The organism is Sphingomonas koreensis (genome assembly GCF_002797435.1).
Taxonomy (GTDB): domain Bacteria; phylum Pseudomonadota; class Alphaproteobacteria; order Sphingomonadales; family Sphingomonadaceae; genus Sphingomonas; species Sphingomonas koreensis.
In genome coordinates, this window is sequence record NZ_PGEN01000001.1 from 1,440,504 (window position 1) to 1,456,731 (window position 16,228).

The following is a 16,228-nucleotide window of genomic DNA, read 5'->3' on the forward strand; positions in this document are numbered from 1 at the left end:
GCCTAGCCAGCCTCCATGAGCGACCCGCTGGACCGCATCGCCGCAGCCCTCGAACGGCTGGCTCCGCCGCCCCCGCCGGTGCCAGATCTCGACGCGCACCCCGCCTATGTGTGGCACCGCGGCTTCCTCCAGCCTGCCCGCGCCTTCGCGCCGCTTCCGCTTGCCGAACTGGTCGGGATCGATCGGCAAAAGGAAACGCTGCTCGACAATGTCCGCCGCCTCGCAAACGGCCTGCCCGCGCACGATGTGCTGCTGTGGGGCGCGCGCGGCACCGGCAAGTCGGCGCTGAGCAAGGCTGCGGTCGCCACGGTGCAGGCGGAGGGCGGTGCCATCGCGCTGATCGAGGCGCAGGCCGATGCGCTCGACACGCTGCCCCAGCTCTTCGCGCTGATCTCTGCCAGCTCGCGCGCCTTCGTCATCTTCCTCGACGATCTCGGCTTCGACGCCGCGTCGGACGGCCGCGCGCTGCGCTCGCTGCTCGAGGGCGGGGCCGAAGCGCGCCCGCTCAATGCCCGGTTGTTCGTCACCTCGAACCGTCGCCACCTGATCCCGCGCGACATCGCCGAGCAGTCGAGCGCGATCAATCCGCGCGACAGTATCGACGACAATCTCGCGCTTGCCGACCGGTTCGGCCTGTCGCTCGGCTTCCACGCGATCGACCAGGACACCTATGTCGAGATCGTCCGTACCTATGCGCGCGACCACGGTCTGCCCTTCGACCCCGCCGAGGCGATCAACTGGGCGACCCGCCGCGGCAGCCGCTCGGGCCGCGTCGCCTGGCAATATGTGGTCGAGCTGGCGGGCCGGAACGGGAAGCAGCTCTGAACCTCAGCCCGTCTCGCCCGTTGTGACGCCATGACAACGAACCTTCCCGTCCCGCGTGAAGCAGTGCTCATCGTCAATGCCAAGTCGCGCCGCGGTGCCGCGCTGTTCGAACAGGCGCGCCAGAAGGTCGAGGCTGCCGGCATCCGTCTCATCGCCGCGCATCCCGTGCGCGAGCCCGATCTGCTCGACGATACCGTGCGTGACGCAATCCGCTCTGGCGCGCCGATGGTGATCGTCGGCGGCGGTGACGGGTCGCTGTCGGGCGTGGTCGACGATGTCGTGGGCAAGGATGTGGTGTTTGCGGTACTCCCGCTCGGCACCGCCAACAGCTTCGCGCGCACGCTCGGCATCCCGCTCGACCTCGACGGCGCGATCAGCGCGATCGCCACGGGCAAGCGCCGCCGCGTCGATCTCGGCATGATCGACGGCGACTATTTCGCCAACGCCGCCGCGATGGGCCTCTCCCCGATGATCGGGGAGAGCGTCCCGCACAACCTCAAGAAATATCTCGGCCGCGTCGGCTATCTTACCTGGGCCGTCTGGTGCTTCGCCCGCTTCCGCCCGTTCCGCGTGTTCGTGGACGATGGCACCAAGACCCATCGCATGTGGGGCAGCGAGGTGCGCATCCTCAACGGCCGGTTCCACGGCGGCGTGGTGATGAGCGACGAGGCCTGTGTCGAGAGCGGCGAAATGCTGATCCAGGTCGTCACCGGCCGCAATCGCTGGCGCCTCGCCTGGGACTGGTACGCCCGCTTCTTCCGCCTACGCACCCGCGACCAGAATGTCAGCGAATTCCGCGGCGCCGAGCTCAAGCTCGACACCCGCCCGCATCGCAAGATCTCGATCGACGGCGAGGTGCTGGCGCGGACGCCGGTAATGGTGCGCGTGGCCGAACGCGCGATCGACGTGGTCGTGCCAGCCTGAACCGGCCCCTTCCGCCCCTGAGCCGGCTCAGGGGAGGAATTTGGCTCACCCCAGCCCCTCGACCATCTCCGCCAGCTCCAGCCAGCGCAGCTCCGCCGCGTCCTTCTCGTCGCGCGCCTTGGCGATCCCCGCCATCAGCGTGTCGAACCTGCCGGGGTTCTTGGCGTACAGGTCCGGGGCGGCCAGCGCCGCCTCGTCCTTCGCGATCGCCGCGTCCAGTTCCTCGATCCGCTTGGGTAGCAGATCGTAGTCGCGCTGGTCCTTGTAGCTGAGCTTGGTCTTCACCTTGGGCGTTTCGGCCACCGGTGCGGCCTTGGCCACCGCCTTCCTTGCCTCGGGCCGAACTTTGCGCTTGGCTTCCCAGTCGGCATAGCCGCCGACCACCATGTCGACCGTCCCCGACCCGTCGAGCCCGATCGTCATCGTCACCGTGCGGTCGAGAAAGTCGCGGTCGTGGCTGACGATCAGCACCGTGCCGTCATAGTCCGCGATCACTTCCTGCAGCAGGTCGAGGGTCTCGAGGTCGAGGTCGTTGGTCGGCTCGTCCAGCACCATCAGGTTCGACGGCCGGGCGAATTCGCGCGCCAGCAACAAGCGCGAGCGTTCGCCGCCGGAAAGCGTGCCGACCTTGGCATCGACCATGTTCGGCTCGAACAGGAACTCCTTGAGATAGCCATGGATGTGCTTGCGCGTGCCCAGCACGTCGATCCATTCGCCGCCGTCGGCAACCACGTCGCGCACCGTTTTTTCCGGCTGCATCCGGCTGCGCTGCTGGTCGATGATCACCGGATCGAGCGTCTTGGCGAGCTTCACGCTGCCGGTGTCCGGCTCGATCTCGCCGGTCAGCAGCTTGAGCAGGGTCGATTTGCCCGCGCCGTTCTTGCCGACGATGCCGATGCGGTCGCCGCGCGTCACCCGAAGAGTGAGGTCGCGGATGATCGTGCGGTCGCCATAGGATTTGGATGCGCCCTTGGCGTCGATCACCACCTTGGTCTTCGAATCGTCGGCCGCGGTGGTCAGGTTCGCCGCCCCTGCAGGGCCGGTCATCGCCGCCCGCTCGGCGCGCATCTCCAGCAGCTTGGTCAGCCGGCCCTGGTTGCGCCGCCGCCGTCCGGTGACGCCGCGCTGAAGCCAATGCTCCTCGAGCTTCAGCCGCGCGTCGAGCTTTTCCGCCGCGCGTTGTTCCTCGGCATAGACCTGTTCGGTCCACACCTCGAACCCGCCGAATCCGATCTCGGCGCGCCGCATCGATCCGCGGTCGAGCCACAAGGTTTGCCGCGTCAGGCGCGTCAGGAAGGTGCGGTCGTGGCTGATCACCACGAACGCGCCGCGATAGCGGTTGAGCCATTCTTCCAGCCATTCGATCGCATGGATGTCGAGATGGTTGGTCGGCTCGTCGAGCAGCAGCACGTCGGGGTCCATCGCCAGCGCCCGCGCGATGCCGGCGCGACGTCGCTCGCCCCCGCTCGCGGTCGCCGCTTCGCGCGTCAGGTCGATGCCGAGCTGGTCTGCGATCGCTTCGGCCTCGTGCTGCTGCGGCGCGTCGTCGCCCGACAGGACATAGTCCATCAGCGTCGTGCACCCGGTCATCCGCGGTTCCTGCTCCAGCATCACCACGCGCGTGCCCGGCTGTATCGTCCGCCGCCCTTCGTCTGCATCCACCTGTCCGGCGAGCAGCTTGAGCAATGTGGTCTTGCCCGCGCCATTGCGCCCGATCAGCGCCAGCCGGTCGCGCTGCCCCACATAGATGTCGAGATCGCGGAACAGCCAGCCCGATCCCTGGACCAGACCGAGCTTTTCATAGGAGAGTACAGGAGCAGCCATAGGCCCGCGCAGGTAGGCGGATGCGCCTCCGGGGGCAAGCGTCGGCACGGCTGGGCGGCTTACGACAGGCTTACGTCCATATTCACCGGCTGTTCAACGGTTCGCACCTATGCCAAGCCACATGAAGATGTTCGGCTTTCTCTGTCTCGGCGCATTGCTTGCCGCCGCTGCGCTTCCTGCGCATGCCTCGCCGCAGGTGCGCGGCGATCAGGAAGCCGCGCGCGAAGGTCGCGCGCAGGGCCGCCTGCTGCCGCTGCGCGAGATCGAATCGCGGGTCGTTCCCGCAATGACCCGCAAGGGCGCGCAGTATCTCGGCTTCGATTTCGATTCGGGGACGATGATTTACACGCTAAAGTTCCTGCGCAATGGATCGGTCATCTGGATCGACGTCGATGGCCGTTCGGGTCAGATCGTCGGCCAGTCGGGCCGCTGACGGGAACAAGAAGGAAATAAGATGCGCGTTCTGATCGTCGAGGACGAACCCAATCTCCGCAACCAGCTTCAGGCGACGCTCGAAGGCGCGGGCTATGCCGTCGATACCGCCGGCGATGGCGAAGAGGGCCATTATCTCGGCTCGACGGAGAATTACGACGCAATCGTTCTCGACCTCGGGCTGCCCGAAGTCGACGGGCTGACCGTGCTCGATCGCTGGCGCAAGGAAGGCAAGACCACGCCCGTTCTGGTGCTGACGGCGCGAGACAGCTGGTCGGACAAGGTTGCCGGGCTCGACGCCGGCGCTGACGACTATGTCGCCAAGCCGTTCCAGTCGGAGGAGCTGATCGCCCGCCTGCGCGCGCTGATCCGCCGCGCATCGGGCAATGCCTCGGCCGAGCTGATCGCGGGCGACATCCGCCTCGACACGCGATCTGGCAAGGTCACCAAGGGCGGCGACCCGGTCAAGCTCACCGCGCAGGAGTACAAGCTCCTCTCCTACCTGCTCCATCACAAGGGCAAGGTGGTGAGCCGCACCGAGCTGATCGAGCATATCTACGACCAGGATTTCGATCGCGATTCGAACACGATCGAGGTGTTCGTGACGCGCATCCGCAAGAAGCTCGGCCCCGACGTGATCACCACGATCCGCGGCCTGGGCTACAGCCTCGAAGAGCCGGCGGAGGCCGGTGGCTGATCTTCCCTTCGGACTCGTTCTGGATCGCCGCTTTCCGTTCGTCCGTCGTGCGGAGAGCATGGCGGCTTCGGAACTGACGCCTCAGCCCGGCGACCCCGCGCCGCGGCCCTATGTCCGCACGACCGGATCATTGAGCCGCCGCATGATCCTGATTGCGGCGGCGTGGATCACGCTGCTGCTCACCGGCGGCGGCTTCGCGCTCGATCGCGTGCTGACCGGTGCGGTTACGCGCAATTTCGACGACGGCCTCGAATATCTCCTGAACTCGCTCGTCGTCTCTGCGGAGATCGGTCCGGAAGGCGAGATCGCGTTCAACCGCCAGCTTTCCGACCAGCGCTTCCTCGAGCCTTATTCGGGCCTTTACTGGCAGGTCACGGGCAAGGGCTATGAACCCTTCCCCTCGCGCTCGCTCTGGGACCGCCAGCTGCGCACCGACGAGGCGCATCAGGATCAGGACGTCCACACCTACGATTCGAACCAGTTCACCGACCACCGCTTGCGCGTGGTCGAGCGCGACATCGTCCTGCCCGGCTCGCAGGTTCGTTGGCGCTTCCAGGTCGCGCAGAGCCGCGACATGCTCGACGCGCAGATCGAGGCGCTGCGCAAGACGCTGGTACGCAGCTTCTTGCTGCTTGCCGCGTCCCTGATCGCCCTGGCTGCGCTTCAGACCTGGTACGGCCTGCTCCCGCTGCGCAAGCTACGCGCGGGTATCCAGCAGCTGCGCACCGGCGAGGCGCCCCGGATCGAAGGCGCGATGCCTGCAGAGGTCGCGCCGATGGTCGAGGAGCTCAACGCCCTCGTCGCGCACAACGACAGGCAGGCCGAGGAAGCGCGCCGCCACGCCGGCAACCTCGCCCATGCGCTCAAGACGCCGCTCACGGTGATCATGAACGCCGCCACCGCGCAATCCGACGACCTGCCCTCGACGGTGGTGCGCGAAGCCCGCACCATGCGCCGCCAGGTCGATCACCATCTCGCCCGTGCCCGCGCGGTCGGCCGCCGCGGCTCGGCGCACAGCCGCGCGCCGGTCTGGCCCAGCGTCGAATCGGTCGAGCGCGCCGTCGCGCGCCTCTATCCCCATGTCCGCATCGACACCGACGGCCCCAAGGATCTCGTCGCGCATATCGAGCGGCAGGACCTCGACGAGATCATGGGCAATCTGGTCGAGAATGCCGCCAAATATGGCGGCGGCAGCGTCTTCATCACCGTCAGCGTGCAGGCCGGCTTCGTCGAGATCATGATCGAGGACGACGGCGCCGGCATCCCGGAGGCCGACCGCATTCGCATCTTCGACCGCGGCGTCCGGCTCGACACCGGCAAGCCCGGCACCGGCCTCGGCCTCGCCATCGTCCGCGACGTAGCGGAAATCTACGACGGTACCGTCACGCTCGAAGAGAGCGAGGATCTGGGCGGATTGCTGGTCAGGCTGCGGCTCCCGGCGGCGGGCTGAAGAAAAGCCGGCGCCGGACCTATCCCATCACGCCGGAAAAGCGCCAGCGGCCGGTTACGGGACTCAGCACCAGATCACAGCCGCAATCGCGGCACGTCGTCTCGAACTCACCGCGGCCGGGCCGGTCGCGGCGGCGTGGCCGGTGGACGCCGATATGGCACCGGATCCCGACCTTCTTCGTGGTAGCCATTGGCGCTGACATCGCTGTCTGCTCCTCGTTCAGCCCCCTGAACGTGTCCCTGTCAGCCTGGTTGGTGCCGCGCGATCAAGGCAGCTTTCGGGCAAGCTTTGGGTAGATTGCGGCGCTAGCCCGAAATGACGGACTCAAAGCCCGCGCATCGCCTCCGCGGCGATCGACAGGCTCTTCTTGCGCGCACCATGATCGTAGATCGAGCTGACCAGCATCACCTCGTCCACCCCGGTCCGCGCGATGAACCTGGCCAGCCCATCGCGCACTTTCTCCGGCCCGCCGATCGCGGTGCACGATAGGACGTGGTCGAGCATCGCCCGCGCCTGTCCCGGAATCGTGTCGAGATAGCCCGGCACCGGCGGCGGGAGCTTGATGCCCGTGCCGGTGGTGCGCAGCGCGACGAACGCCTGCTGCATCGACGTCGCCAGCAGCTCCGCTTCTTCGTCGGTATCCGCCGCAAACACGTTGAACCCGGCCATCGCATGCGGCTTGTCGAGCACGGCCGAGGGCTGGAACAGCCGCCGATAGACGTCGAGCGCCTCGTCGAGCGATCCTGGCGCGAAGTGCGAGGCGAAGGCATAGGGCAGCCCCAGTGCCGCGGCGAGCTGCGCGCCGTACAGGCCCGATCCCAGGATCCAAAGCTCGGGCCGCGCGCCGCCGCCGGGCACGGCATGGATGCCAGTCTGCCCGTCATCGGCGAAATAGCTCTGCAGCTCGACCACATCCTGCGGGAAGGCGTCGGAGCTGGTCTCAAGATTGCGCCGCAGCGCCCGCGCCACGCGCTGGTCGCTCCCCGGCGCGCGGCCAAGGCCCAGGTCGATCCGGCCCGGGAACAGCGCGTCAAGCGTGCCGAACTGCTCGGCGATCACCAGCGGGGCATGGTTGGGCAGCATGATCCCGCCCGCGCCGACCCGAATGGTCGACGTCGCCGCGCCGACATGTGCGATCACCACCGCAGTCGCCGCGCTCGCGATTCCCGGCATGCCGTGATGCTCGGCGACCCAATATCGGCTGAACCCCTCCGCCTCGGCGTGTTGCGCCAGATCGGCGGCGTTGGCGAAGGACCGGCTGGCGTTGCCGCCCTCGAGGATCGGGACCAGGTCGAGCAGGGAATAGGCTGTCATGCCCGGCCAGATGGGAAGCCATCCGCTTCACCGCTACCCAAGCAAGGCTTGGCAACGCCCAATCAATTCCTCCCCAAGCATTCCTATCCTTCCCCTGCGCGCTCTTCCCTCCTAAACGCCACCGCATCATGCGCCCCGATCTCGCCCATATCGACGCCTGGCTGTTCGATCTCGACAACACGCTCTATCCCAAGAGCGCGGACCTGTTCGCACGGATCGACGCGCGCATCGGCGCTTATGTCGCCCGCCTGCTGAACATTGATCCCGTCGAAGCGCGCCGCGTACAAAAGGCATGGTTCATCTCGCACGGCACCACGCTCGCCGGGCTGATGGCCGAGCATGGCATCGATCCGCACGACTATCTCGCCGACGTGCACGACATCGAAATGGACGTGCTCGAGCATAACGCCCCGCTCGCCGCGGCGATCGCCAAGCTGCCCGGCCGCAAGCTCGTTTTCACCAACGCCGACGAACCCTATGCACAAAAGGTGCTCGGCCGCCTCGGCCTTGCCGAGAGTTTCGAGGCGATCCACGACGTTCACGCCAGCAACTATGCGCCCAAGCCGCACCCCGATGCCTATCGCAGCGTGTGCGAGGCGTGGAACATCGATCCGACGAGCGCCGCCTTCGTCGAGGACATGGCGCGCAACCTCGCCCCGGCCAAGGCGATCGGCATGACCACCATCTGGGTCGATAATGGCTCCGAACAGGCGCCGGACGCCGACCGCAGCTATATCGACCACACCACCCACGACATCAGCCACTGGCTCGAAACCATCCTGGAGCAATCATGACCGACCTCGCCGCCACGATCGACGCCGCTTGGGAAGACCGCGCGAACATCTCCCTCGCCACCACCGGCGCGGTGCGCGACGCGGTGGCCGAGGCGCTCAACCTGCTCGACAGTGGCGAGGCCCGTGTGGCGGAGCCGGTGGCGGATGGCTGGCAGGTCAATCAGTGGCTGAAAAAGGCCGTGCTCCTGTCTTTCCGCCTCAACGACAATGAAGTGATCGGCACACAGGCCGGCGACTGGGGCTTCGACAAGGTGCCGCTCAAGACCGCTGGCTGGGACGAGGCGCGCTTCCGCGCCGCGGGCTTCCGCCAGGTCCCCGGCAGCGTCGTGCGCCACGGCGCCTTCATTTCGAAGAACGTCGTCCTGATGCCCAGCTTCGTGAACATCGGCGCCTATGTCGGCGAAGGCTCGATGGTCGACGGCTGGGCGACCGTCGGCAGCTGCGCCCAGATCGGCAGGAACGTCCATCTTTCGGGCGGCGTCGGCATCGGCGGCGTGCTTGAGCCGCTTCAGGCCGATCCCGTCATCATCGGCGACGGCGCCTTCATCGGCGCGCGCGCCGAAGTGGCCGAGGGCGTCCGCGTCGGCGAGGGCGCGGTGCTCTCGATGGGCGTCTATCTCGGCGCCAGCACCAAGATCGTCGATCGCGCGACCGGCGAAGTCCATCGCGGCGTCGTCCCGCCCTATTCGGTGGTCGTTCCCGGCACACTGCCGGGCAAGGACGGCGGCCCCGGCCTCTATTGTGCCGTCATCGTCAAGACCGTCGACGCCCAGACCCGCAGCAAGACCGGGATCAACGAGCTGCTACGCGACTGACGCGCGCGGTTTCGCCCGACGACGGGCTCGGCTAGCAGAGGCGGATGGACCTTATCCTCCGCTTCGCGCTCGCCCTCTGGCTGGCCGGTCTCGCGCTCGTCCTCCCCGCGACTGCGCAGCCCGCCAGCCGCATCGCCTTCGTCAACGCCAACCTCGTTCCGATGGACCGCGAACGCGTGCTGCGCGGCCAGACCGTGCTGGTCGAGAATGGCCGCATCGCCGCGATCGGCCCGCGCCTCGTCATTCCCGCCGATGCCCGCCGCATCGATGCGCGCGGACTGTGGCTCAGCCCCGGCCTCGCCGACCTGCATACCCATGTCCAGACGCGCGACGATCTCGCCATCTACCTTTCCTACGGCGTCACCACCGTCCTCCACATGGGCGAGGCGTCGAACGCCTTTGCCGGTCGCACCCGAATCGCCGCCAATGACGGGACGATCCCGGCGCCGCACATCTACACCGCGCTCGCGGTCGACGGGTCCCCGCGATACGGCCATCTCGTCGTCACCAATGCGGAGGAGGCGCGCGCCGCCGTCCTGCTCGCCCGAGCCAATGGCTATGCCTTCATCAAGGTCTATAACACCCTCTCGGCCGACGCCTTCGCCGCGCTGACCGCCGCGGGGCAGGAGTTCGGCATCCCGCTTGTCGGCCACACCGTCACCGCGATGGGTGGACTCGATCGTCAGCTCGCCGCCGGCCAGCTCCTCGTCGCCCATGCCGAGGATTTCATCTACAGCCATTTCTTCGCGCCCGATTTCGATTCCGGGCAGAGCGTCCCCTCCGACGGCGCCATCGCTGGCGCGGTCGCGCTGGTGAAGCGTCACGACGCCTTCGTCACCGCCGATCTCGTCACCTACGGCATCATCGCTCAGCAATGGGGCAAGCCCGCCGCCGTCCGCGCCTGGCTCGCCAGCCCCGAAACGCGCCTGCTCTCGCCGCGCTACCGGCTCGACTGGCCCAATGCCGGCTATGACCGGCGCAGCGGCGATCTGATGCCGCGCGCCGCGTTTCTCGGCCGTTTGGTCAAGGCATTCGCCGATGCGGATATCCCGCTCGTATCGGGCACCGACGCGCCGACCATCCCCGGTTTGTTCATCGGCGATTCGCTCCACCGGAACCTCGCGCTGCTCGAATCCGCTGGTCTCACCCGCTACGAGGCCCTCGCCACCGCCACCCGCAATGCCGGTGCGTTCATCGCCCGCGCCCGCGCCGGCGAACCCCCGTTCGGGATGATCGCGCCCGGCGCGCGCGCAGACCTGCTCCTCACCCGCGCCAACCCGCTCGACGATCTTTCCACGCTCCGCCAGCCGCTCGGCGTGATGACACATGGCGTCTGGCACGACCGCGCCGCACTCGACGCGCTGATCGCCCCGATCGCCGATCGTTACGCGGCGCGCTGACTGCGCTTTCCTCCGCGTCCGCGCCCCGATAGGAACCGTTACAGACGACACGATCCACTCGCAGCGCGGATACTCGAATGAGCGACGACATGACCTATGGGCGCTATCTCGCGCTCGACCAGCTTCTCTCCGCCCAGCACCCGATCTCGGACGAGCATGACGAGCTGCTGTTCGTCATCATCCATCAGACCAAGGAGCTCTGGCTCAAACAGGCGATCGCCGAGCTTCGCGTCGCACTCGATCTTGTCCGTAACGACAAGCTGGTCGAAGCCTATAAGAGCCTCGCCCGCGTCAGCCGCATCCAGGCGGTGATGACCCTGTCATGGGAAGTCCTCACCACGATGACGCCCAGCGACTATAGCGCATTCCGCAGCGTGCTCGGCGGGTCCAGCGGCTTCCAGTCGGATCAGTTCCGTGCGGTCGAAACCCTGCTCGGCCTGCGCGGCGGCGGCGTGCCGGGACCGCTCACGACCGAATTCGCCGCACTGCCCAGCCTTTGGGATGAAGCCAATGCCGCACTCGCCCGCGCCGACTTCGACCTGCCCGAAACCGCGCTGAACCGGGACTGGTCCAAACCCTATCAGCCCAGCCCCGAGGTCGAGGCCGCGTGGGTGCAGGTCTATCGCGATCCGCATCGCTGGTGGGAACTCTACCAGCTCGCCGAGAAGCTGGTCGATATCGATGACGCGCTCGCCACCTGGCGGCACAAGCATGTCCTCACCGTCAGCCGCGTGATCGGGATGAAGCCCGGTACCGGTGGTACGCCGGGCGTCCCCTATCTCCAATCGACCGTGGCCAAGCGCGCCTTTCCGGAGCTGTGGTCGCTGCGGACGCTGCTGTGAGGTGTTGAACCACCCCTCCCAAATCGCCATTCCCGCGCAGGCGGGAATGACGGACAGGCCAGAGATCGACCCATGACCAGCTACAAGCATATCTTCCAGCGCGCACTCGCCGCCGCGCCCGAGCGGCTCCACTTCGCCGCGCACAGCCACAGCCTGTGGCCCGATGCCTCATGGATCGGCCATCAGGCAGCGTGGGAAGACGCCGCACGCCTCGCCGACCATAAATGGGGCCGGGTGATGGGCGAGATCTATCCCGCTGCGCAGGCTGAGGTCGCCGCCGAGTTGCGTTTGCCCGACCCGTCGACCGTCGTCTTCGCCGGCAACACCCACGATCTGCTGCTGCGCATCATCTCCGCGCGCCGCGAGAACCCCGTCCGTATCCTCACCAGCGACGGCGAGTTCCACAGCTTCCGCCGCCAGTCGCAGCGCTGGCTCGAATCGGGGCGGGTGCTGCTCGACATCGTCCCCAATGGCCCGGATTTCGCCGACCGCTTCCTCGCCGTCGCGCGCGCTGGCGGCCACGACATCATCTTCGTCAGCCAGGTGATGTTCGAAACCGGCGCGGTGTTCTCGCCAATCGCCGATCTCGCCACGCTGGCCCGCCCCGACGGCCCCTGGGTGGTGATCGACGGCTATCACGGCTTCATGGCGATCGAGAACGACCTGTCTTCGGTCGCCGACCGCATCTTCTACGTCGCCGGCGGCTACAAATACGCGATGGCCGGCGAAGGCGCCGCCTTCCTCCATTGCCCGCCCGGCTTCGGCCCACGGCCCGAGATCACCGGCTGGTACGCCGAGTTCGCGGATTTGGAGAAGGCGCCGGGCAAGATCGGCTATTCGGCCGACGCGATGCGCTTCATGGGCTCGACCTTCGACCCTTCCGGCCTCTACCGCTTCGTCGCGGTGCGCGACATGCTCGCGGCCGAGGGGGTTACCACCGCCATGGTCAATGCGCATATCGCGCCGTTACGGGATTCACTGATCGCCGGGCTTGCCGCCACCCCGCTGGCGGAGGCAAAGCTGCTCAACCCCGGCGGCGATCCCCGCGCCCGCTTCCTCGCCTTCCGCTCGCCTCGCGCCTCGGCATGGAAGACCGCGCTGGACGGCTACGACATCGTCACCGACGTGCGCGGCGACGTGCTGCGCATCGGTTTCGGCCTTTATCACGACCAACGCGACGTGAAGCGGCTGCTCGTCGCACTAGGCGACCTTGGCGACGCCTAGCCGCGGAATCTCGATCGCGGGGCAGCGGTCCATCACTACCTTGAGCCCCGCCATCTCGGCGCGCTCGGCCGCTTCCTCGTTGACGATCTCGAGCTGCATCCACACTGCCTTCGCGCCCGCCGCGATCGCCTCGTCCACCGCCTCGCCCGCTGCCAGGGGGCGGCGGAAGATATCGACGATGTCGATCGGCTCGCCGATATCCGCCAGCGCGCCGAACACATATTCGCCATGGATATGCTCGCCGACGATCTGCGGATTGACCGGGATCACCCGGTATCCACGTCCCTGCAGGAACTTCATCACGCCATAGCTCGGCCGGTCCGGCCGGTCCGAGGCGCCGACCATCGCGATCGTCCGCGCCCCTTCGAGCAACGCCTTGATATCCTCATCGCGGGTTAGCGGCATCTCTAGCCTCCATTGGAACTGATCCAGCCGTGCACCTGACTGGCTATAGCGGTGAACGCCGCCGCTTCCGGCCCGTTCCCGGCCGCCGGCGGGATCCCCGCGTCCGACGCGGTGCGGATCGCGATGTCGAGCGGAATCCGCCCCAGGAACGGCACGCCCAGGGTCGCCGCCGCCGCCTCCGCCCCGCCCTGTCCGAACGGGTCCGAAACCTCGCCGCAATGCGGGCAGGCATAGCCCGCCATATTCTCGATCAGCCCGATCACCGGGATTCCCGCCTTGGTGAACAGATCGATCGCGCGGGTCGCGTCAATCAGCGCCAAATCCTGCGGGGTCGAGACGATCACCGCCCCCGCCGGCCGGTGCTTCTGGATCATCGTCAGCTGCACGTCGCCCGTCCCCGGCGGCAGGTCGAGCACAAGCGCCTCCGCCGCGCCCCAATTGGCATCGACCAGCTGGGTCAGCGCGCCCGCGATCATCGGACCCCGCCACGCAATCGCCTGCCCCTCGGCCACCAGCCCGCCCATCGACAGCATCGGCACGCCCCAGGGCGTCGCCAGCGGCACCAGCTTCTTGTCGTGCGCCTCGGGCTTCTTGCCCTCGATCCCCATGATCTTTGGCTGCGACGGGCCGTAGATGTCGGCATCGACCAGCCCCACGCGGCGCCCCAGCCGGGCGAGGCCAATGGCAAGGTTGGCCGAGACGGTCGACTTGCCCACCCCGCCTTTGCCGCTCGCCACCGCGATCAGCTTGCGGTTCATCCGCTGCGCCGTCCGCGCGATACGCACCTCGTCGATCCCCGGCAGCGTCGCCGCTGCGCGGATGTCGGCCTCCAGCGCGTCCTGCGCGGCTTCGGGCAGACCAGTCACGTCGAGGATGATGCTCGCCCGCGCGCCTTCCACCCGCACGGTGGCACGCCCGGCGGCGACAGGGGCAAGGACGGCTTCGAGCTCGGCTTTTTCGGTCATGGCCGCGCAGATAGGGGGAGTTTGCGCCAAGCGAAAGCCGCGCCGGCCCGCTTGCCCACCCGGCGACCCACTTCAATGTATCTTGATGGGTGGCCGGGTGGACAACGGGCCGGTTCCGATTCCTTCAAACAAAACGCCTGCCCACTGTAAATCCGCGGATCGCCCCTTATAAAGACTGTCATGGCGAAACTGATCGGTTGGATCGCGCGCGCCCCGGGACTTTGGGGTGTGCTGTCGAACGAGAACAAAGGTCCCCAGAGTCCGTGGGGCGGTGGCAAGGGCGGCAATGACGGCGGCGACGCCGGCAAGGGCGGCGGAAGCGGCGGCGGCGACGATGCCGGCGGTGGCCCGCGCAACCCCTGGGCCTTTCCGCCCGAAGGCAAGCGCAGCGGTCGCGGTAGCGTCACCAGCCTCGACGATTTCCTGAAGCGCGCCCGCAAGGGCGGCGGCGGCAGCGGCGGCGGTTTCCCCGGCGGTGTGCCCGGCAAGCCGGTGATCTTCGGCGGGATCGCGATCCTCTTGCTGTTGTGGATTGCCTTCACCAGCTTCCATGTCATCGCGCCCGAGCAGCGCGGCGTAGTCGCCTTCTTCGGCAAATATTCCTCGACGCTTGAACCCGGCGTCCGCTTCACCCTGCCCGCACCGATCGCGAGCGTGAAGAAGATCAACGTCCAGCAGATCCGCACCGAGAATTTTCCCGCGACAAGCGGCGAGAATCTGATGCTGACGCAGGACCAGAACATCGTCGACCTGGCCTATTCGGTGCGCTGGGACATCGCGAACCCCGAGGATTATGTCTTCCAGATCGCCAAGCCCGAACAGACCGTGCGCGCCACGGCAGAAAGCGCGATGCGCGCGGCGGTCGCCGGAGTGACGCTCAACGACGCGATCGGCCCGGGCCGTACCGTGGTCGAAGCGCGAGTCCAGCAGGCGACCCAGGCGATCCTCGACGAGTATAATTCGGGCATCCGCATCCAGGGTGTCTCGATCCGCGGCGCCGCGGCGCCGGGCGCAGTGGATGAGGCGTTCAAGCAGGTCACCGCCGCGCAGCAGGAGTCGGAGGGCGCACGCAACCAGGCACGCGCCTATGCGCAGCAGATCATCGCGCTTGCGCAGGGTGAAGCCGCGCAGTTCGACAAGATCTACGAGCAGTACAAGGCGGCACCCGACGTTACCCGCCGCCGCCTCTACTATGAAACGATGGAGGCCGTGCTGGCCAAGTCCAACAAGACGATCGTCGAGACCAACGGCGTGACCCCGTATCTCCCGCTCCCCGCCGCACGCGGCGGGACCACCCAGCCTTCGGTTCAGCAGGGGCAACAGGCGCAGCAAGGCCAGCCGCAGGGAGGCGCACAATGAACGGCGTCATGAACCGGCCCGTCCTGCTCGGCGGCCTCGCCCTCGTCATTCTGTTCCTGCTGTTCAGCACCGTCGCGATCGTGCCCGAGACCAAGCAGGCGGTGATCCTTCGCTTCGAACAGCCAGTTCGCACCATCAACCAGTGGCAGCCGGGCGAGCAGTTCGGCCGCACCACCGGCGCAGGGCTGATCGCGCGCTGGCCGCTGATGGAACGCATCGTCTGGGTCGACAAGCGGGTGCTCGATATCGAGCTTGAGAACCAGCCTGTGCTTTCGACCGATCAGTTGCGGCTCGAAGTGGACGCCTTCGCGCGCTTCCGCGTGGTCGATCCGCTGCGCATGGTCGTGACCGCGGGCACCGAGACCCGCGTCGCCGATCAGCTCGAGCCGCTGTTCGGTTCGGCACTGCGTGCCGAACTCGGCAAGCGGCCCTTCGCCTCGCTGCTCAGCCCCGAGCGGACCGCGGTGATGGACAATATCCAGGCCGGCCTGCAGCGCTATGCCAGCCAATATGGCGTCCAGATCGTCGATGTGCGGATCAAGCACGCCGATCTTCCGAGCGGCAGCCCGCTCGATTCGGCGCTTCAGCGGATGCGTACCGCGCGCGAGCAGGAGGCCACGACGATTCGCGCCAACGGGCAGAAGGACGCGCAGATCATCCGCGCCGAAGCCGATGCCCGCGCCGCTCAGATCTATGCGACCAGCTTCAACAAGGATCCGCAATTCTACGATTTCTGGCGCGCGATGCAGTCGTACCGCACCACCTTCATCGGCGACCCCCGCCAGAAGCAGGGCGAAACTTCGATCATCCTGTCGCCCGACAATGATTATCTGCGTGAGTTCCGGGGGCGCAGCCGCTGAAATCTGAAGGCGCCGGGATCCCATGGACCCCGGCGCCTTTCGGTTCGTTCATATTCAATCGCCGTTCAGCTATTCTAGGCGAGTAACACACATGACTG

The 16,228-nt window shown here is 67.3% G+C and carries 17 protein-coding genes; 12 read left to right on the forward strand and 5 right to left on the reverse strand.

The window, feature by feature from the left end; all coding sequences use genetic code 11:
- Window positions 1–15 precede the first annotated feature (15 nt).
- On the forward strand, window positions 16–825 hold the full coding sequence (locus BDW16_RS06725) for an ATP-binding protein (RefSeq protein WP_066579573.1): 810 nt from the start codon (window positions 16–18) through the stop codon (window positions 823–825).
- A gap of 30 nt (window positions 826–855) precedes the next feature.
- On the forward strand, window positions 856–1,749 hold the full coding sequence (locus BDW16_RS06730; RefSeq protein ID WP_066579570.1) for a diacylglycerol/lipid kinase family protein: 894 nt from the start codon (window positions 856–858) through the stop codon (window positions 1,747–1,749).
- Between the two features lie 45 nt (window positions 1,750–1,794).
- Here the strand turns inward: BDW16_RS06730 and BDW16_RS06735 are convergent, their stop codons facing one another.
- A complete protein-coding gene (locus tag BDW16_RS06735) occupies window positions 1,795–3,573 on the reverse strand; it encodes an ABC-F family ATP-binding cassette domain-containing protein (RefSeq protein WP_066579568.1) in 1,779 nt (592 codons plus the stop codon).
- Window positions 3,574–3,682: 109 nt separating this feature from the next.
- Between BDW16_RS06735 and BDW16_RS06740 the strand changes: the two genes are divergently transcribed.
- From BDW16_RS06740 to BDW16_RS06750, 3 genes are read left to right on the forward strand one after another with little or no spacing between them, the layout of a single operon-like run.
- Window positions 3,683–4,006, forward strand: coding sequence for a hypothetical protein (locus tag BDW16_RS06740; RefSeq protein WP_075151278.1), 324 nt, complete (start codon window positions 3,683–3,685; stop codon window positions 4,004–4,006).
- A gap of 21 nt (window positions 4,007–4,027) precedes the next feature.
- A complete protein-coding gene (locus BDW16_RS06745) occupies window positions 4,028–4,702 on the forward strand; it encodes a response regulator transcription factor (RefSeq protein ID WP_066579560.1) in 675 nt (224 codons plus the stop codon).
- A gap of 58 nt (window positions 4,703–4,760) precedes the next feature.
- Complete coding sequence (locus BDW16_RS06750) at window positions 4,761–6,152, forward strand: sensor histidine kinase (RefSeq protein WP_066579558.1); 1,392 nt, start codon at window positions 4,761–4,763, stop codon at window positions 6,150–6,152.
- Between the two features lie 19 nt (window positions 6,153–6,171).
- On the opposite strand, the gene BDW16_RS21270 is transcribed toward BDW16_RS06750, so the two are convergent.
- Window positions 6,172–6,342 (reverse strand): hypothetical protein, encoded by a 171-nt coding sequence (locus BDW16_RS21270; protein WP_157081415.1) that lies wholly within the window; start codon window positions 6,340–6,342, stop codon window positions 6,172–6,174.
- Window positions 6,343–6,476: 134 nt separating this feature from the next.
- Complete coding sequence (locus BDW16_RS06755) at window positions 6,477–7,466, reverse strand: LLM class flavin-dependent oxidoreductase (RefSeq protein ID WP_066579556.1); 990 nt, start codon at window positions 7,464–7,466, stop codon at window positions 6,477–6,479.
- A 128-nt stretch (window positions 7,467–7,594) separates the two neighbouring features.
- On the opposite strand from BDW16_RS06755, the gene BDW16_RS06760 reads away from it, so the two are divergent.
- From BDW16_RS06760 to BDW16_RS06780, 5 genes are all read left to right on the forward strand, one after another.
- A complete protein-coding gene (locus BDW16_RS06760; RefSeq protein WP_066579554.1) occupies window positions 7,595–8,260 on the forward strand; it encodes a pyrimidine 5'-nucleotidase in 666 nt (221 codons plus the stop codon).
- Window positions 8,257–9,075, forward strand: a complete 819-nt coding sequence (gene dapD / locus BDW16_RS06765) for a 2,3,4,5-tetrahydropyridine-2,6-dicarboxylate N-succinyltransferase (RefSeq protein WP_066579552.1) — start codon at window positions 8,257–8,259, stop codon at window positions 9,073–9,075. Before BDW16_RS06760 ends, dapD begins: the two co-directional genes overlap by 4 nt.
- 44 nt (window positions 9,076–9,119) lie before the next feature.
- Window positions 9,120–10,475, forward strand: a complete 1,356-nt coding sequence (locus BDW16_RS06770; RefSeq protein WP_066579547.1) for an amidohydrolase family protein — start codon at window positions 9,120–9,122, stop codon at window positions 10,473–10,475.
- Window positions 10,476–10,552: 77 nt separating this feature from the next.
- The gene (locus BDW16_RS06775) at window positions 10,553–11,317 is read left to right on the forward strand and encodes a tryptophan 2,3-dioxygenase (RefSeq protein WP_066579544.1); all 765 of its coding nucleotides are present in this window, start codon (window positions 10,553–10,555) and stop codon (window positions 11,315–11,317) included.
- Between the two features lie 72 nt (window positions 11,318–11,389).
- Window positions 11,390–12,541 carry an aminotransferase class V-fold PLP-dependent enzyme gene (locus BDW16_RS06780; protein ID WP_066579539.1) on the forward strand — a complete coding sequence of 384 codons (1,152 nt, stop codon included), beginning with the start codon at window positions 11,390–11,392 and terminating at the stop codon, window positions 12,539–12,541.
- Here the strand turns inward: BDW16_RS06780 and BDW16_RS06785 are convergent.
- Window positions 12,518–12,946, reverse strand: a complete 429-nt coding sequence (locus tag BDW16_RS06785; protein WP_066579537.1) for a CoA-binding protein — start codon at window positions 12,944–12,946, stop codon at window positions 12,518–12,520. The genes BDW16_RS06780 and BDW16_RS06785 overlap by 24 nt on opposite strands.
- 2 nt (window positions 12,947–12,948) lie before the next feature.
- Window positions 12,949–13,911: a P-loop NTPase gene (locus BDW16_RS06790; RefSeq protein WP_066579534.1), complete on the reverse strand. Its 963-nt coding sequence runs from the start codon at window positions 13,909–13,911 to the stop codon at window positions 12,949–12,951.
- Window positions 13,912–14,091: 180 nt separating this feature from the next.
- Between BDW16_RS06790 and hflK the strand changes: the two genes are divergently transcribed.
- Window positions 14,092–15,270, forward strand: coding sequence for a protease modulator HflK (gene hflK / locus BDW16_RS06795; RefSeq protein WP_066579531.1), 1,179 nt, complete (start codon window positions 14,092–14,094; stop codon window positions 15,268–15,270).
- Entirely contained in the window at window positions 15,267–16,130 is an 864-nt protein-coding gene (gene hflC, locus BDW16_RS06800) for a protease modulator HflC (protein ID WP_066579528.1), read from the forward strand. The genes hflK and hflC overlap by 4 nt, the downstream gene beginning before the upstream one ends.
- Window positions 16,131–16,228 lie beyond the last annotated feature (98 nt).

What these genes read in the sequence shown, in the direction of transcription:
- BDW16_RS06725 (WP_066579573.1), top strand. Translation starts at nt 16, where the DNA reads ATGAGCGACCCGCTGGACCGCATCGCCGCAGCCCTCGAACGGCTGGCT.
- BDW16_RS06730 (WP_066579570.1), top strand. Translation starts at nt 856, where the DNA reads ATGACAACGAACCTTCCCGTCCCGCGTGAAGCAGTGCTCATCGTCAAT.
- BDW16_RS06735 (WP_066579568.1), bottom strand. Translation starts at nt 3,573, where the DNA reads ATGGCTGCTCCTGTACTCTCCTATGAAAAGCTCGGTCTGGTCCAGGGA.
- BDW16_RS06740 (WP_075151278.1), top strand. Translation starts at nt 3,683, where the DNA reads ATGCCAAGCCACATGAAGATGTTCGGCTTTCTCTGTCTCGGCGCATTG.
- BDW16_RS06745 (WP_066579560.1), top strand. Translation starts at nt 4,028, where the DNA reads ATGCGCGTTCTGATCGTCGAGGACGAACCCAATCTCCGCAACCAGCTT.
- BDW16_RS06750 (WP_066579558.1), top strand. Translation starts at nt 4,761, where the DNA reads ATGGCGGCTTCGGAACTGACGCCTCAGCCCGGCGACCCCGCGCCGCGG.
- BDW16_RS21270 (WP_157081415.1), bottom strand. Translation starts at nt 6,342, where the DNA reads ATGGCTACCACGAAGAAGGTCGGGATCCGGTGCCATATCGGCGTCCAC.
- BDW16_RS06755 (WP_066579556.1), bottom strand. Translation starts at nt 7,466, where the DNA reads ATGACAGCCTATTCCCTGCTCGACCTGGTCCCGATCCTCGAGGGCGGC.
- BDW16_RS06760 (WP_066579554.1), top strand. Translation starts at nt 7,595, where the DNA reads ATGCGCCCCGATCTCGCCCATATCGACGCCTGGCTGTTCGATCTCGAC.
- dapD (WP_066579552.1), top strand. Translation starts at nt 8,257, where the DNA reads ATGACCGACCTCGCCGCCACGATCGACGCCGCTTGGGAAGACCGCGCG.
- BDW16_RS06770 (WP_066579547.1), top strand. Translation starts at nt 9,120, where the DNA reads ATGGACCTTATCCTCCGCTTCGCGCTCGCCCTCTGGCTGGCCGGTCTC.
- BDW16_RS06775 (WP_066579544.1), top strand. Translation starts at nt 10,553, where the DNA reads ATGAGCGACGACATGACCTATGGGCGCTATCTCGCGCTCGACCAGCTT.
- BDW16_RS06780 (WP_066579539.1), top strand. Translation starts at nt 11,390, where the DNA reads ATGACCAGCTACAAGCATATCTTCCAGCGCGCACTCGCCGCCGCGCCC.
- BDW16_RS06785 (WP_066579537.1), bottom strand. Translation starts at nt 12,946, where the DNA reads ATGCCGCTAACCCGCGATGAGGATATCAAGGCGTTGCTCGAAGGGGCG.
- BDW16_RS06790 (WP_066579534.1), bottom strand. Translation starts at nt 13,911, where the DNA reads ATGACCGAAAAAGCCGAGCTCGAAGCCGTCCTTGCCCCTGTCGCCGCC.
- hflK (WP_066579531.1), top strand. Translation starts at nt 14,092, where the DNA reads ATGGCGAAACTGATCGGTTGGATCGCGCGCGCCCCGGGACTTTGGGGT.
- hflC (WP_066579528.1), top strand. Translation starts at nt 15,267, where the DNA reads ATGAACGGCGTCATGAACCGGCCCGTCCTGCTCGGCGGCCTCGCCCTC.